The organism is Mammaliicoccus sp. J-M40 (genome assembly GCF_022386395.1).
GTDB lineage: Bacteria > Bacillota > Bacilli > Staphylococcales > Staphylococcaceae > Mammaliicoccus > Mammaliicoccus lentus.
On the sequence record NZ_JAJNIQ010000002.1, the window covers coordinates 165,867 to 182,911 of the forward strand.

A 17,045-nucleotide genomic window follows, 5' to 3' on the forward strand; every position below is an offset into this window, starting at 1 on the left:
AGTTAAATTATGGAATTAACGGAAATTAAACAGATTTTAAATAAGCATAATGAAAAATTATTAAACATCAGGGGGTCTCTTTGACTTAGAAAATAAAGAGACAAACATACAAGAATATGAAGAAATGATGGTTGATCCTTCTTTTTGGGATGATCAGAATAAAGCACAAGAAATTATTAATAAAAATAATGCACTCAAGTCAGTTGTAAATGATTTTTATAATTTAGAAAATCAAATTGAAGATTTGTATACAACGATTGAATTACTACAAGAAGAATATGACGAAGATATGCATAAAGCTTTAGAGTCTGACTTAAAAACAATTAATAAAGATATAGAACAATTTGAATTGAATCTATTATTAAATGGAGAGCATGACGAGAATAATGCGATATTAGAATTACATCCTGGTGCTGGTGGAACAGAATCTCAAGATTGGGGTTCTATGTTACTCAGAATGTATCAACGATTCGCTGAACATAAAGGCTTTAAAGTTGAGACATTAGATTACCAAAATGGTGATGAAGCAGGAATTAAAAGTGTAACTTTATTAATTAAAGGGCACAATGCTTATGGCTATTTAAGAGCTGAAAAAGGTGTTCATAGATTAGTACGTATTTCTCCATTTGATTCTTCGGGAAGAAGACATACATCATTTGTTTCTTGTGAAGTTACACCAGAATTTAATAATGAAAAAATTGAAATCGAAGTTAATTCTGAAGATATATCAGTAGACACTTATAGAGCATCCGGTGCAGGTGGACAGCACGTTAATACTACTGATTCAGCGGTGCGTATTACACACCAACCAACAGGCATCGTTGTTACTTGTCAAAATGAGCGTTCTCAAATTAAAAACAGAGAGCAAGCAATGAAAATGTTAAAAGCTAAACTTTATCAAAGAGAATTAGAAGAACAAGCTGCTGCTTTAAATGAAATAAGAGGCGAGCAGAAAGAAATTGGGTGGGGAAGTCAAATACGTTCTTACGTATTCCATCCATATGCGATGGTTAAAGATCATAGAACCAATGAAGAAACAGGAAATACAAGTGCAGTAATGGATGGAGAAATTGATCCGTTTATAGATGCATATTTACGTAGTCAATTAAACGAGCAATCATAAAATAAAGTAAACAAAAATCAGGTGAAATTCTTAAATAACAAGAAATTCACCTGATTTTTTTGATGAACATAATAGTTAAGGTTTTGTGAAAAAATACACAATATCGTTTTAAAATAAACACAATCATGGTAAAATATTAATGTGATTATATATTAATATGGGGTGTAAAACATGAGATTTAAAACGGGCATTATTTCAATCGTTGCGGCTTCTTCATTAGTGTTTGCTGGATGTGGAAATTCTTCATCGGACGAAAGTAAATCTGAAGAATATAGCTCTCAGGGGGAAAAGATTTTTAAAAATAATTCTTGTGTCGGCTGTCACGGTAAAGACTTAGAAGGTGCTTCTGGTCCATCATTGAAAAATGTAGGTTCTAAACTATCAGAACAAGATATAGAGAAAATTATCAATGAAGGTAAAGGTAGTATGCCGAGTAAAGTAGTTGATGAAAAAGAAGCTAAAGAAGTAGCAAAATGGTTAGCAGAACAAAAATAAAGTACAGAGTTATAAGTTACGAAAACTTATAACTCTGTATTTTTCTTTTTTTATAATTGTTACATTGTATTTTAATGAAATAAGAATTGGTAAATGGTTTTTGGATAAATTCTCCATCGACAATGATTTTTTTTGACGATATTATATTATGAATATTATTTAATACTAGCTATTAAGACTGTCATAATAATCTTTATAGATATTTTTAATTTAAATTATAGAAAGGTAACGTTTATATTACGAATATGTAACAAAGGAATTTGTGCGATGATTTTATGATATTATATTTCCAGTAATAGTTGAGGGAAACTCAAATTAATATAAATATAAATAAAAACATATAAATCTCAGGAGGATTTAACCATCATGAAGAAGACATTAGTTACGTTTGCATCTGTTACAGCTTTAACATCTTTAGTACAAACAACAGCTTTTGCTGCAGAGCATGAAGTTAAAGAAGGTGAAACATTAGCAACTATCGCACAGGAATATGGGACTTCTATTTCAAATCTTAAAGAATTAAATAAAATTTCTACTGAAGTTTCAGTAGGACAAAATATAAAAGTATTAAAAGATGACGTTTATGTTATACAAGAAGGCGATACACTCAATAAAATCTCTAAAAAATTTGACGTAACTGTATCAGAATTAAAAGAATGGAATAACTTGTCATCAGATATTATTTTAGTTGGTAAACCATTATTAGTATCAGCAGACGCTCAATTATCTGGCGATGAAGCTACTGCAGAACCAACTACTGTTTCAATTAACGCACCTGAAGCATCAGCTCAAGAAGAAAGCTTATTAAGATATGTTTTTGAGCAAACTTCAACTGGTAGTGAGTATAATACTGAAGACTACCAAGCATACGCTTTACCAACGTTTAATAATGAATCGCCAACTACTGCAGTATCGTATAGCAGACCATCAACAGGTGGCGGGGCTAATTTATATACTTCAGGTCAATGTACTTACTATGCATTTAGTAAACGCCCTGATATTGGAAGCACTTGGGGAAATGCTAACAACTGGGCTAATGCAGCTGCACAATCTGGTTATACAGTTAACAATACTCCTTCAGCAGGCGCTATATTACAATCTACAGCTGGTGGCTACGGTCATGTAGCATACGTTGAAAATGTTAACTCTGATGGTTCTCTACAAGTATCAGAGATGAACTATCAAGGTGTAGGAGTTGTTTCTTCACGAACAATTTCAGCTTCTGCAGCTAAAGCATACAACTATATACATTAGTCATTTTAGTTAAATATGTACAAGCAAGTAGTTAATTCAATTATGAATTTAAACTATTTGCTTTTTTTTATAACTTTAGTTGATATAATAAATGTAAATTAAGCTGAAGAGGTTTGAAGTAATGAAAAAATGGTTAAAAATCATACTAGTATTAATTTTAATGAGTATTATAGGAATAAGTATATATAAAGTGATAGACGTAAATAAGTTTCAAAATAAAGAACAATTTCAAGAACAACAGGGCGAACAAACTTTTCAAAATAGTCATCCTGCAACTGGTTTAAATGTTAATGATGAAAAAGTGAAAACTTTTGATAAACTTGAACCAACTGAATTAAAAAAAGTAACTTCTAAAAATGAAATTACAGTTATTAATTTATTTGCTTCATGGTGCGATCCTTGTAAGAGAGAAATGCCCGAGCTTGTTAAATACGCTAAGCATTCTAATAAAGATGTGGAACTGATAGGTTTAAATGTTAAAGATAAAAGAAAACCAGCACAACAACTTATTGATGACGTTCATGTAAATTATGATATATATGTAGCAGAAGAAGACTTTTTGAAAAAGTTTAAATCTTATAATATACCAACAACACTTTTCGTGAATAAAGAAGGGAAAGTAGAAAAAGTATATTTAGGAGAATTGTCCGAAAAAACACTAAATAACTTAGTCTTACAATTAAAGGAGGAACATTAATTTGGGGGTACACCAATATTTTAAAAGTTTAACAGATTTAGAGAAATTAGTAAGATGTCCTGGAAAATTCAAATTTCAAGACCATAATGTGGCAGCGCATTCTTTTAAAGTAACTAAAATAGCACAATATTTAGCTACAGTTGAAGAAGCAAATGGCCAAGAAATTAATTGGAAGCTTGTATATGAGAAAGCATTAAACCACGATTATCCCGAAATATTCACTGGTGATATTAAAACACCTGTAAAATATGCTTCGTATGAATTGAAAAAATTATTTTCTCAAGTTGAAGAAGAAATGATAGAAAAGTTTATAACAGAAGAATTTCCTGAAGAATATCAAAGTATATATAGACATAGACTACAAGAGGGTAAAGATGATAGTATAGAAGGACAAATACTCAGTGTTGCTGATAAAATTGACTTGCTTTATGAATCTTTTGGAGAAATTCAAAAACGAAACCCTGAACCTTTGTTTTTTGAAATTTACGAAAGCTCATTAGAAACAATTATGCAATTCGATCATTTATCATCAGTACAAGATTTTATTCAAAATATTATACCGGAAATGTTACAAGAAAAATTTATTCCACGTTCTGAATTAAAAGAAACGACAATGACAATTCTTGAAAAACGTGAAACAAAAAGGAGTTAACGAATTGAATGATTTGGCCAATTCTAGCATTGTTCCTCCCTTGTTTACTGGTTATAGTTTTGACACAAATCACTCAAAATAAATGGATTGGATTACTGATTGCAACAGTTATTATCGGTGCATCAGTTTACAAAGGGTTCTTTCATGATGAGTTGATTATTGTGTTAGATGTTATCAGTCTAGTCGCTGGTTATTATATCGTGGACGCACTTAAAATAGATAAAATTGAATCAAGATAGATAAGAGGATAAATCAATGTGATTTTTCCTCTTATTTGTATTTTTATAAACTTAGAACGAACAAATGTTTGGTTATTTTTACAAAAATTTGTTAAAATATATTTATATATTTGAGAAAATTAGGAGGTTACTATGCAACATATTCCTTTTGAAATACATTCTGAATACTCTCCGCAAGGCGATCAACCTGAAGCAATTAAATCTCTTGTAAAGGGTATTAAAGACGGTAAAAGACACCAAACATTATTAGGTGCTACTGGTACTGGTAAGACATTTACGATGAGTAATGTAATTAAAGAAGTTGGTAAACCGACATTGATTATTGCTCATAATAAAACGTTAGCCGGGCAATTATATAGTGAATTTAAAGAGTTTTTCCCTGAAAATCGTGTTGAATACTTTGTAAGTTATTATGACTATTATCAACCTGAAGCATATGTGCCTCAAACAGATACTTTCATAGAAAAAGATGCATCTATCAATGATGAAATAGATAAATTGCGCCATTCAGCTACAAGTTCATTGTTTGAACGTAATGACGTTATTGTTATTGCGAGTGTGAGTTGTATTTACGGTTTAGGAAATCCAGAAGAATATAAGGATTTAGTAGTGAGTGTACGTAAGGGCATGGAAATGGAAAGAAATGAATTATTAAGAAAATTAGTAGATAACCAATATGCTAGAAATGATATCGATTTTAGACGTGGTACATTTAGAGTTAGAGGGGATGTTGTTGAAATATTCCCAGCATCTCGTGATGAGCTATGTGTAAGAGTCGAATTTTTTGGTGATGAAATAGATAGAATTAGAGAAGTGAATTATTTAACTGGAGAAGTTATAGCAGAAAGAGAACATTTCCTGTTTTATCCAGCTTCCCACTTCGTAACACGTGAAGAAAAAATGAAAGTTGCAATTGAACGAATTGAACAAGAATTAAAAGAACGTTTAGAAGAATTGCGTAAAGAAAATAAATTATTAGAAGCACAACGTTTAGAACAAAGAACAAACTATGATTTAGAAATGATGAGAGAAATGGGATTTTGTTCAGGGATTGAGAACTACTCAGTTCACTTAACGTTACGTCCTAAAGGCTCTACTCCATATACATTATTAGATTATTTTGGTGATGATTGGTTAGTTATGGTTGATGAATCTCATGTTACATTACCACAAATTAGAGGTATGTATAATGGTGACCAAGCTAGAAAGAATGTACTTGTTGAACATGGCTTTAGACTGCCAAGTGCTTTAGATAATAGACCTCTTAAATTTGAAGAATTTGAAGAGAAAACGAAACAACTTGTGTATGTTTCAGCTACGCCTGGTCCATTTGAAATTGAGCATACAGATGAAATGGTTGAACAAATTATACGACCAACTGGTTTGTTAGATCCAATCATAGAAGTAAGACCTAGTAAAAATCAAATCGATGATTTAATGTCAGAAATAAACGAACGTGTTGAACAAAATGAGCGTGTTCTTATCACAACGCTTACGAAAAAAATGAGTGAAGATTTAACAACTTATTTAAAAGAAGCAGGAGTCAAAGTAAACTACTTACATTCTGAAATTAAAACACTCGAAAGAATTGAAATTATTAGAGACTTAAGAATGGGTGTTTATGATGTGTTAGTGGGTATTAACTTACTAAGAGAAGGTTTAGATATCCCTGAAGTATCGCTTGTTACAATTTTAGATGCTGATAAAGAAGGTTTCTTAAGATCAGAACGGTCACTCATCCAAACAGCAGGTCGTGCTGCACGTAACGATAAAGGTAAAGTCATTATGTATGCTGACAAAATTACTGATTCTATGAGAACAGCTATTGATGAAACAAATAGACGTAGAGAAACACAAGAAGCATATAACGAAAAATATAATATTACGCCACAAACAATTAATAAGAAAATACGCGATGTCATATCTGCTACAGTTGAAACAGATGAAGTTAACGAACAAGACAAGAAAAAAGCACCTAAGAAACTCACGAAGAAAGAAAGAGAGAAAACAATTGAGCGCGTAGAGAACGAAATGAAAGATGCTGCGAAAGATTTAGACTTCGAACGTGCATCTGAATTAAGAGACATATTGTTTGAATTAAAAGCAGAAAGGTGACTGAGATGAAAAATAAATCCATCATCGTAAAGGGTGCGAGAGCACATAACTTAAAAAATGTAGATATTGAAATACCTAAAGATCAATTAATAGTGATGACAGGTTTATCTGGGTCAGGTAAATCTTCATTAGCTTTTGATACTATTTATGCTGAAGGACAAAGAAGATATGTAGAATCTTTAAGTGCTTACGCAAGACAATTTTTAGGACAAATGGATAAGCCGGACGTTGATTTAATTGAAGGGCTGTCACCAGCTATTTCGATTGACCAAAAAACAACGAGTAAAAATCCGCGTTCTACTGTTGCAACGGTAACTGAAATTTATGATTATTTAAGATTACTATATGCAAGGGTAGGAAGACCGATATGTCCAAACCATGGTATAGAAATAAAATCTCAAACCGTGCAGCAAATGGTCGATCAAGTAATGGAGTTAGAAGAAAGAACTAAAATTCAAATTCTATCTCCAATAATTTCTGGAAGAAAAGGTTCACATAAGAAATTAATCGACGATATTGCTAAAAAGGGTTATGCAAGATTGAAAGTTGACGGCCAAATTTTAGACGTAGACGATGTACCAGAATTAAATAAAAATCAAAACCATACAATTCATGTCGTAATAGACCGCTTAGTCGTTAAAGATGGCATAGAAGCACGTCTAGCTGATTCATTAGAAACTGCTTTAGAATTAGCTGATGGTACTGCAATTGCTGACGTTATTGATGGTGATGAAATTAAGTTTTCAGAGCACCATGCATGTCCAATTTGCGGATTCTCTGTTGATCATTTAGAACCTAGAATGTTCTCATTTAACAGTCCATTTGGTGCTTGTCCATCGTGTGATGGTTTAGGCAGTAAATTAACAGTTGATATAGATTTAGTTGTGCCAGACAAAACTTTAAGCCTTAAAGATGGCGCTATATTACCATGGCAACCTATTAGTTCTAATTATTATCCAACGTTATTAGAACAAACATGTGAGCATTTTAAAATAGATATGGATAAGCCATTTAAAGATTTAACTAAAAAAGAAAAAAATATCATTTTACGTGGTCATGATGATGAAATTAAATTTGAATTTAATCAAGATTATGGTACAAAAGCAAAACGTACAAGAACGATGGCTTTTGAAGGTGTGTTGAATAACATCGAAAGAAGATACCATGATTCGCCATCTGAATATGTAAGAGAAGTTATGCAAAAATACATGGTCGAAAAAACATGTGAAACATGTAATGGTTATCGATTAAATGAAAAAGCTTTATGTGTTAAAGTAGACGGTCAACATATAGGTGAAGTTGTAAGATATTCTATAAGTGATTCGTTAAAACACTTCGATAATTTAACTCTTGATGAAACTGAACGTCAAATTGCTAAGCTAATTTTGAAAGAAATACACGAAAGACTAACATTCTTAAATGATGTTGGTTTAGAATATTTAACATTAAACAGATCATCAGGTACTTTATCTGGTGGTGAAGCGCAACGTATAAGATTAGCAACGCAAATTGGTTCAAGGTTATCAGGTGTACTTTATGTTCTTGATGAGCCTTCTATAGGACTACACCAACGTGATAATGACCGATTAATTAATACTTTGAAATCTATGAGAGATATGGGCAACACTTTAATTGTTGTGGAACATGACGAAGATACGATGAAAGCAGCAGATTACCTAGTAGATATAGGGCCTAAAGCTGGTGTTCATGGCGGTGAAATAGTTGCGAGTGGTACACCAGAAGAAGTCATGGCTAATGAAGATTCTTTAACTGGTCAATATTTAAGTGGTAAAGAAAAAGTTGTCGTGCCGGCTAAGAGAAGAAAAATAACGAAACGCAAAATTTCTGTAAAAGGTGCAACGAGTAACAACTTGAAGAATGTAGATGTAGATTTTCCATTATCAGTATTGACTTGTGTAACGGGTGTTTCTGGTTCCGGCAAAAGTTCATTAGTTAACGAAGTATTATACAAAGGACTTCAAAAACAACTTTATAATACAAAAACAAGACCTGGTGCGCACAAATCTATTAAAGGTGTTAATGAAATAGAAAAAATTATTGATATAGATCAATCACCAATAGGTAGAACACCAAGATCTAACCCGGCGACATATACAGGTGTATTCGATGATATTCGCGATGTATTTAGTCAAACGAATGAAGCTAAAGTAAGAGGTTATCAAAAAGGTAGATTTAGTTTTAACGTTAAAGGTGGCCGTTGTGAAGCATGTAAAGGCGATGGAATCATCAAAATTGAAATGCATTTCTTACCTGATGTATACGTACCATGTGAAGTTTGTGATGGAAAAAGGTATAATAGAGAAACGTTAGAAGTAACATATAAAGGAAAAAATATTTCTGACGTATTAGAAATGACTGTAGAAGATGCGTATCATTTCTTTGAAAGCTTGCCAAAGATAAATAGAAAGCTTAAAACACTTGTTGATGTTGGCCTAGGTTATATTAAACTCGGTCAACCTGCTACAACTTTATCCGGTGGTGAAGCTCAACGTGTGAAGCTGGCATCTGAACTGCACAGACGTTCTAACGGTAAGTCGTTATATATTCTTGACGAACCAACAACTGGTTTACACGTTGATGATATAAAACGCTTGCTAAGTGTATTAAACAGACTTGTAGAAAATGGTGACTCTGTCATTATTATAGAACATAATTTAGATGTCATTAAAACAGCAGACTATATCGTTGATTTAGGTCCAGAAGGTGGAGATGGCGGTGGAGAAATCATCGCAACAGGAACACCAGAAGATATAGTAGAAGTAGATGCATCATATACTGGTAAATATTTAAAGCCGATCTTAGAAAGAGATCGAGCATAAAACGGGAGGCGAAAGTATGAACGAAGTACAGTTAAAGATTTTAGAATTAATCGAGAAAGACCATATTAATGTAGATGAAGCGGTGAAACTATTAGAAGCTACTTCAAATAATGGTCAAAAATCAACAGCATTCACAAGTAAATCTAGAGAAAATGTAGAAACATTATTTGAAGATTTATTTGAAAAAGTAAAATCAACAGCTAAAAACGGTAAAACTGAATTTGATAAACAATTTCAAAATAGAGAAAACAGCGATGTGGATCCAGTACAACAATTAGACGAATCATTAAGAACAATTATCCGCTCATTTAACAAAGGGAACAACGAGAATAACGATAATAATAACAACGATCAAAATAATAATTTATAAATAGCTTAGAAAGTTACGTTTGGGAGCGGGAGAGAAATCTCAGTTTAATAAAAAGATTTCGTAGTCCCTCCTAGTCAGCTACTGCCTTTATAATGAGAGACTGAGACATGTATTTATGTCCAGTCTCTTTTTTATTAGAAATAATATAAATTCTGGTCATATAGAAATTTACGAGTCTCTAAAGTTGCTAGAGAAGTGTCACGTGCAACATTTCTATATTTAAAGTCAAATAATTTAAAATAACGAACTTTAATCTTCTAGTTTTTGCTTTATTGTCACTTTTCGTATATTTATAATGATTGCAGTTATCACTAAAGTTCATTAGAATTAACATATATTAACCTAGAGGTGAACCTATGATTACGAGTAGTAAATTAATAGAACAATTTAACATGGAAGTCATTGCTGGGAAGGCTGGACTCCATCGCAAAGTAACTGAAACTGATTTATCAAGACCTGGGCTCGAGATGGCAGGGTATTTTTCACATTATTCTTCAGACAGAATTCAAGTATTAGGTACGACAGAATTATCATTTTATAATTTGTTGCCGGATGAAGAAAAAGAAGGACGCATGGCTAAATTATGTAGACCGGAAACACCAGCTATTATTATAACGCGTGGACTAGAAGCGCCTGAAGAATTAAAAGAAAGCTGTAATAGAGAGAATACGCCACTACTTATCAGCGAATCATCAACTACAAAATTGATGGGACAAGTGACAAGCTATTTAGAAAGAGAATTAGCGCCTGAAACTTCGTTGCACGGTGTACTTGTAGACGTTTATGGTGTTGGTGTTCTTATTACTGGCGATAGTGGTGTTGGTAAGAGTGAAACAGCATTAGAACTTGTAAAAAGAGGTCATCGTCTTGTAGCGGATGATAACGTAGAGATAAAAGAAATTAATAAGAATGAATTAATCGGTAAAGCACCGAAAATCATTGAACATTTATTAGAAATAAGAGGTTTAGGTATCATTAACGTAATGACATTGTTTGGAGCCGGTTCGATTTTGATGGAAAAACGTATTAAATTAAATATCAATTTAGAGACATGGCACAAAGAAAAAATTTATGATCGTGTAGGATTAAATGAAGAAACATTAAAAATACTCGATTCTAAAATTACTAAGAAAACAATACCTGTTCGACCTGGTAGAAACTTAGCTGTCATTATTGAAGTAGCAGCGATGAACTATCGTCTAAACAATATGGGTATTAATACGGCAGAAGAATTTAATAATCGTCTAAATGCTGAAATATTAAAAAACGCTAGTAAGGAGAAAGAATGATGGAAGTGCTAGGGATAGATCCAGTCGCAATTCAATTAGGACCACTTTCAATTAGGTGGTATGGAATCATAATCGCATCTGGTATATTAATTGGTTATCTTATGGCACAAAGCACGGCTAAAAAGGTAGGAATTAAAGAAGAAACGTTAATTGATTTAATCATTTGGTGTGTGGTTATGGCCATCATTTGTGCGAGAATATATTATGTTGCATTTGAATGGGAATATTATAGTCAACACTTAGCAGAGATACCTTTAATTATGAACGGTGGAATTGCTATACACGGTGGATTAATTGGTGCATTTTTAACTGGGGCAATATTATGTCGAGTGAAAAACTTATCCTTCTTCCAAATGGTCGATATTGTGGCGCCAGGTATTATTTTAGCGCAAGCCATTGGGAGATGGGGTAATTTTATCAATCAAGAAGCACACGGTGGACCTGTTTCAAGAAGCTTCTTGGAAAACATACATATACCTGAATTTATCATTAACCAAATGCAAATTGACGGTGTATTTTATCAACCGACATTCCTATATGAATCGATATGGAATATCATTGGATTTATTATTTTATTATTAATAAGACCACATTTAAAAATTGGTGAAACATTCTTTGCATATTTAATTTATTACTCTATTGGTCGATACTTTATAGAAGGATTAAGAACAGATAGTTTAATGCTTACTGAATATTTAAGAATTGCTCAAGTAATATCTATTGTCATTATTATTGCATCAATCATCTTTATATTATATAGAAGGATACGTTATGATTTACCTAAATTCAGAGAAGTTAAAGGTTATTACCATAACTCGAATTGAAAGAAGTGTTAATTTTGAGAGCATTAAAAATAAAGAAAGTTTCTGGTGCGAATCCATTATGGAAAATGTATCAAACAATACGTTTTATAAAAGTATGTAAAAATGTTATTATCATTGAAATTAGTAGATATTTACCAAGTCTTAAATGGAAACATTGGTTATATCGAAAAGCTTTAAAAATGAAAGTAGGAAGGGAAACTGCTTTTGCATTTAAAGCAACGCCAGATATTTTATACCCGGAACTTATTACACTAGGTAGTAACTGTGTAATAGGATATAATGCGACAATATTATGCCACGAGTATTTAGTAGAAGAATATAGGGTTGGTCGCGTTAACATTGGAGATAATGTGTTAATCGGAGCAAATGCGACGATTTTAGCTGGCGTTAACATTGGAAATAATGCTATTGTAGCTAGCGGAACTATCGTTTCGAAAGATGTTCCTGAGGATATGATGGCATTTGGCAATCCAATGCAACTTAAGAAGAGGCGGTGAATAAATCATTGGGAGACAATTCGAATATTATACATGTTAGGTTTGATAAAGACTTCTATTACCATAAGGCTATGGAAAAAATGAGAGAACAAGATTATATATATGCTGAGTCTTTATTTAAAAAAGCACTTGAACTATCACCTGATGATTTTGTTATTATTCCGCCATACGCTGAATGTCTTGTAGAGCTTAATCAAAATACAAAAGCTGAAGAACTAATGTATGATCAAATAGCTAAGGGCAATTTTGTAACAGATTATTATTTTTATTTAAGTCAGATGTTCATAAAATCAAATGAACCGAACAAGGCATTTTTATTCGGTTTAAGGTATGTAACAGAGGAAGATGACCAAGATTATTTTGATGAAATGATACAAATGTTCGAAGTGAAATATGATGATCAAACAGTAGTTGAAGAAGAAGCAGAAAGATTTGTAATTCAGCATATCTTTCAATATTTATTTGGTAATGGTCGTTTAGATGAAGCATATCACTACCTTGAACGACAGCGTTTAACTATGCAAGAAGATGTGCATATCATGAATTTAAAAGCGATGGCGTTGCTGTATAACAGTAAATATGAAGAAGCAGAAGCATTATTACAAACAATCTTAGATGAGGACCCCTCAGATATTTATGCACTTTGCCATATGACATTACTCTTATATAACACTGAACAAATGGATAGATTTAACCATTATTTAAAACAATTAAGTAAGCTGCATCCTATTAATGACGAAGAGTCATTTAAATTGGGTGTAGTGTTAAGTTATTTAGGTAAGCATAAATCTTCAAACCAATTGTTAGTGCCACTTTTAAAGAAACCTCAGGCGAGTACACCACAATTACATCATGCCTTAAGTTATAATTTTTATCATTTAGGTTATTTGGAAGAGGCTAAACGTCATTGGCTAAAGTTTGAAGATAGTGTACAATACCATAGTCAATTACCTCCATGGAAAATTGACGACCTTAAAGATATGCTAGATAAGCAAGTGTTACCTTTATTAAAAGATGAAGATTATAGATATCGTTTATATGGAATATTCTTATTGGGGCATATGAAGAATAAAGAATTAGTCATGTCCCATGAAACTTGGGAAGTTTTAGAGAATTTACCTGATTATGAACGACTATATATTACGTATATCTTTCAAGATTTACATCTTAATAAACTAGGTTTTATTGATGAAGGTATGAGATTAATAGAACAATCTGAATATCAACATTATGGTAAAGAATTATTCGTGTCATGGATAGAACATGCTGAAATGTTGATTGCAGAACATGAAAATATTGAAGAAGCAACACACTATGTTGCCGCGTCGATTTATATTTATTTAAAGACATTAAATAAAAAAATAACTAAAAAAGAGATACAAAATTCATTTAACATAACAGCTTATCGCTTAAATAAAGCGATAAAAGCATTAGTGAGCATATAAGTTTGCTTATGTGAATGATTGTTGTACAATTCTACTGAATTAATAAGAGGAGGCAGTTTATAAATGACTACACAAGTAGATTATGATGTAATTATTGTTGGGGCAGGTCCAGCTGGTATGACAGCAGCAGTATATGCTTCAAGAGCTAATTTATCAACTGTGATGATAGAACGTGGTATGCCAGGTGGACAAATGGCAAATACAGAAGATGTAGAGAACTTCCCTGGTTTTGATTTAATAACTGGACCAGATTTATCAACTAAAATGTTTACACACGCGCAAAAATTTGGTGCTAAATATGAATATGGTGATATAAAAGATATAGAAGATAAAGGTCATTATAAAGTTGTTAACATGGGAGATAAAACACTAACTGCACATGCAATTATCATTGCGACAGGTGCAGAATATAAGAAAATTGGTGTGCCTGGTGAACAAGAATTAGGTGGCCGTGGTGTAAGTTACTGTGCAGTTTGTGATGGTGCATTCTTTAAAGGTAAAAATATTTACGTTATTGGCGGAGGAGATTCTGCTGTAGAAGAAGGCATGTTCTTAACTAAATTTGCAGACAAAGTAACAGTTGTACACAGAAGAGATGAATTAAGAGCTCAAAAAATCATTCAAAATCGTGCATTTAAAAATGAAAAAATGGACTTCATTTGGAATTCAACATTGAAATCTATTAATGAAAAAGATGGAAAAGTTGGTTCAGTAACATTAGTATCAACTGAAGACGGTTCTGAAGTAGAACATGAAGCTGATGGTGTATTTATTTACATCGGTATGAAACCATTAACTAAACCATTTGAATCATTAGGTATTTTAAATGAAAATGGCTATATTGAAACAAATGATGAAATGGAAACGAACGTACCTGGTGTATACGCTGCAGGAGATGTACGTGAAAAAACATTACGTCAAATCGTTACAGCAACAGGTGATGGTAGTATAGCAGCTCAAAATGCTCAAGCATATATTGAAACACTAGAAGACGAAGAACAATTAATTTAATGAAATTTATAAACAGTCCGGGACATATATAAATGTCTCGGACTGTTTCATTACATAGGGAGTAGCTGACTGGACTGAAAATGAGCTTAGAACAATTTTTTATCATAGTAATCCTAGTTTGGACGGGACTACAAAATTTTTAACAAAATATAATTTCTGTTCCGCTCTTTTAATAAATATGGATAGCTTCATATATTTAATGTATTTTATGATGTTATCATGTAATATAAAGGTATATTTGATAGTCAAAGGAGAATAGTTATGCAACTTGTCGACAAGAGCAATGTGAAGAATGAATTAATAGTCGTTACAGGTATGTCTGGTGCAGGTAAATCAGTAGCATTACAGGCGTTAGAAGATTTAGGATATTTTTGCGTAGATAACTTACCACCAATCCTATTACAAAAATTCGTAGATTTGATGGATCAAGGTAATCCTTCCTTATCAAAAGTAGCAATCGGAATTGATTTAAGAGGAAGAGATTTTTTTAATAACTTAAGAGAAGAATTAGATTATATACAAAGTGAAAAAAAGGTTATTGTGGATATACTATTTTTAGAAGCTAACGATAAAAGGTTAATTTCAAGATATAAAGAAACGAGAAGAACACATCCACTTAGTGAAAAAGGAAGCTTGTTAGCAGCTATTGAGCAAGAAAGAGTGTTGCTAAGTGACATAAAAGGTATTAGTAATTTTGTGATTGATACTACAGAAATGAAACCAAAATCATTAAAACAAGAATTAATTGAAACTTTCGAAAAAGATCCTTCTTCAACATTCGAAGTAAGGGTGTTGAGCTTTGGTTTTAAACATGGTATGCCTATAGATGCAGATATTGTATTTGATGTAAGATTTTTACCTAATCCATATTATGTAGACGAATTAAGGCCATTAACTGGGTTAGACGATGAAGTATACCAATATGTAATGAAATGGAAAGAGACTTCGACTTTTTATAAGAAGTTTAGTGATTTAATGATGTTTATGTTACCAGGATATAAAAAAGAAGGTAAATCACAATTAACAATTGCAATTGGTTGTACAGGTGGTCAACACCGCTCTGTAGCACTTGCTAAAAGACTAGGTGAAGATATTAAAGATAATTTTGATTATGTTGTGTATACGTCACATCGCGATGCACATATCGAAAGTAGAATAAAAAATGAAAAAAATTAAAGTTGTCCTAATTGGAGGCGGAACAGGTCTTTCTGTATTAGCAAGAGGACTGAAAGATTATCCAATTGATATAACTGCCATTGTTACAGTTGCTGATGACGGTGGTAGTACAGGTAAAATCCGTGATGTGATGGATATACCTGCACCTGGTGATATTAGAAATGTGTTAGCAGCATTAAGTGATACAGAACCAATGCTTGAAAAATTATTCCAATATCGTTTTGAAGAGGAAAAATTGGGTGGTCATTCAATAGGAAATCTATTATTAGCAGCAATGACTAACATAACGGATGATTTCGGACATGCCGTAAAAGAATTAAGTAAAATTTTAAATATTAAAGGACAAGTTATACCATCTACAACTAAAAGTATTGTGCTTAATGCGGTTATGTCTGATGGAGAAGTTGTTGTCGGTGAATCGAATATACCTAAAAAATCTAAAAAGATAGAAGAAGTATATTTAACACCTGAAGACATTGAACCAATGCCTGAAGCAATACAAGCAATAGAAGAAGCAGACTTAATTGTTATGGGACCTGGTTCGTTGTATACCAGCATTTTACCAAATTTAATATTAAACAAGATGAGAGACGCGATTATTAATACGGAAGCTGAAAGATTATATGTATGTAATCTTATGACACAAAAAGGTGAAACAACTGGATATAGCGTGAGTGATCATGTTAAAGCAATTCACGATCACGTAGGAGCGTCGTTTATAGATTTTGTAATTTGTCAGAATGAACGTTTTAATAAAGAAATTTTATTGAGATATGAAGAAGAAGATGCAAAACAAGTAGATTTTGATCATGACAAATTAAAAGAGATGGGCGTTCAATGTATTCATGATAAAAACCTTGTGAGTATTACACCACATCAATATATTAGGCATAATAATAAAGTGCTTGCACGTATTATATATGAAGTTGTTCTTCAAGAAATTAGTACGATTCAATACAAAAAAGATAAATAAATTAGAGAAGCATAGTAATAATATTTATAATGTTATTACTATGCT

Annotated in this window: 16 protein-coding genes; all 16 read left to right on the forward strand. The window is 32.1% G+C overall.

Going from position 1 to position 17,045, the window contains the following annotated elements; genetic code table 11:
- Positions 1-9: 9 nt before the first annotated feature.
- The 16 genes from prfB to LQ688_RS03500 all read left to right on the forward strand — a co-directional run bounded on the left by prfB (position 10) and on the right by LQ688_RS03500 (position 17,000).
- Positions 10-1,123 (forward strand): peptide chain release factor 2 gene (gene prfB, locus LQ688_RS03425; RefSeq protein WP_100216303.1). Its coding sequence is split into 2 segments (ribosomal slippage): positions 10-81 and positions 83-1,123, totalling 1,113 coding nucleotides; the frame shifts between segments, so codons are not numbered across the junction.
- A gap of 171 nt (positions 1,124-1,294) precedes the next feature.
- On the forward strand, positions 1,295-1,618 hold the full coding sequence (gene cccB / locus LQ688_RS03430) for a cytochrome c551 (RefSeq protein ID WP_017000798.1): 324 nt from the start codon (positions 1,295-1,297) through the stop codon (positions 1,616-1,618).
- A gap of 366 nt (positions 1,619-1,984) precedes the next feature.
- On the forward strand, positions 1,985-2,872 hold the full coding sequence (locus LQ688_RS03435) for a LysM peptidoglycan-binding domain-containing protein (RefSeq protein ID WP_135021450.1): 888 nt from the start codon (positions 1,985-1,987) through the stop codon (positions 2,870-2,872).
- A 121-nt stretch (positions 2,873-2,993) separates the two neighbouring features.
- Positions 2,994-3,569 (forward strand): TlpA family protein disulfide reductase, encoded by a 576-nt coding sequence (locus tag LQ688_RS03440; RefSeq protein ID WP_017000796.1) that lies wholly within the window; start codon positions 2,994-2,996, stop codon positions 3,567-3,569.
- A gap of 1 nt (position 3,570) precedes the next feature.
- Positions 3,571-4,221 carry a YfbR-like 5'-deoxynucleotidase gene (locus LQ688_RS03445; RefSeq protein WP_017000795.1) on the forward strand — a complete coding sequence of 217 codons (651 nt, stop codon included), beginning with the start codon at positions 3,571-3,573 and terminating at the stop codon, positions 4,219-4,221.
- 8 nt (positions 4,222-4,229) lie between these two features.
- Positions 4,230-4,460, forward strand: coding sequence for a CsbA family protein (locus LQ688_RS03450; RefSeq protein WP_017000794.1), 231 nt, complete (start codon positions 4,230-4,232; stop codon positions 4,458-4,460).
- A 132-nt stretch (positions 4,461-4,592) separates the two neighbouring features.
- Positions 4,593-6,575 carry an excinuclease ABC subunit UvrB gene (uvrB, locus tag LQ688_RS03455; protein ID WP_017000793.1) on the forward strand — a complete coding sequence of 661 codons (1,983 nt, stop codon included), beginning with the start codon at positions 4,593-4,595 and terminating at the stop codon, positions 6,573-6,575.
- A 5-nt stretch (positions 6,576-6,580) separates the two neighbouring features.
- Positions 6,581-9,415, forward strand: coding sequence for an excinuclease ABC subunit UvrA (gene uvrA, locus LQ688_RS03460; RefSeq protein ID WP_017000792.1), 2,835 nt, complete (start codon positions 6,581-6,583; stop codon positions 9,413-9,415).
- Positions 9,416-9,431: 16 nt separating this feature from the next.
- Complete coding sequence (locus LQ688_RS03465; protein WP_064204491.1) at positions 9,432-9,785, forward strand: hypothetical protein; 354 nt, start codon at positions 9,432-9,434, stop codon at positions 9,783-9,785.
- A 356-nt stretch (positions 9,786-10,141) separates the two neighbouring features.
- Positions 10,142-11,074 (forward strand): HPr(Ser) kinase/phosphatase, encoded by a 933-nt coding sequence (hprK, locus tag LQ688_RS03470; protein WP_017000790.1) that lies wholly within the window; start codon positions 10,142-10,144, stop codon positions 11,072-11,074.
- Complete coding sequence (gene lgt / locus LQ688_RS03475; RefSeq protein WP_026023720.1) at positions 11,071-11,898, forward strand: prolipoprotein diacylglyceryl transferase; 828 nt, start codon at positions 11,071-11,073, stop codon at positions 11,896-11,898. Before hprK ends, lgt begins: the two co-directional genes overlap by 4 nt.
- Before the next feature lie 14 nt (positions 11,899-11,912).
- Positions 11,913-12,395, forward strand: coding sequence for an acyltransferase (locus LQ688_RS03480; protein ID WP_017000788.1), 483 nt, complete (start codon positions 11,913-11,915; stop codon positions 12,393-12,395).
- 8 nt (positions 12,396-12,403) lie between these two features.
- On the forward strand, positions 12,404-13,840 hold the full coding sequence (locus LQ688_RS03485; RefSeq protein ID WP_017000787.1) for a tetratricopeptide repeat protein: 1,437 nt from the start codon (positions 12,404-12,406) through the stop codon (positions 13,838-13,840).
- 63 nt (positions 13,841-13,903) lie between these two features.
- Positions 13,904-14,851, forward strand: coding sequence for a thioredoxin-disulfide reductase (gene trxB / locus LQ688_RS03490; RefSeq protein WP_017000786.1), 948 nt, complete (start codon positions 13,904-13,906; stop codon positions 14,849-14,851).
- A 261-nt stretch (positions 14,852-15,112) separates the two neighbouring features.
- Positions 15,113-16,027 (forward strand): RNase adapter RapZ, encoded by a 915-nt coding sequence (rapZ, locus tag LQ688_RS03495; protein WP_017000785.1) that lies wholly within the window; start codon positions 15,113-15,115, stop codon positions 16,025-16,027.
- Positions 16,014-17,000: a gluconeogenesis factor YvcK family protein gene (locus LQ688_RS03500; RefSeq protein ID WP_064204485.1), complete on the forward strand. Its 987-nt coding sequence runs from the start codon at positions 16,014-16,016 to the stop codon at positions 16,998-17,000. The genes rapZ and LQ688_RS03500 overlap by 14 nt, the downstream gene beginning before the upstream one ends.
- Positions 17,001-17,045 lie beyond the last annotated feature (45 nt).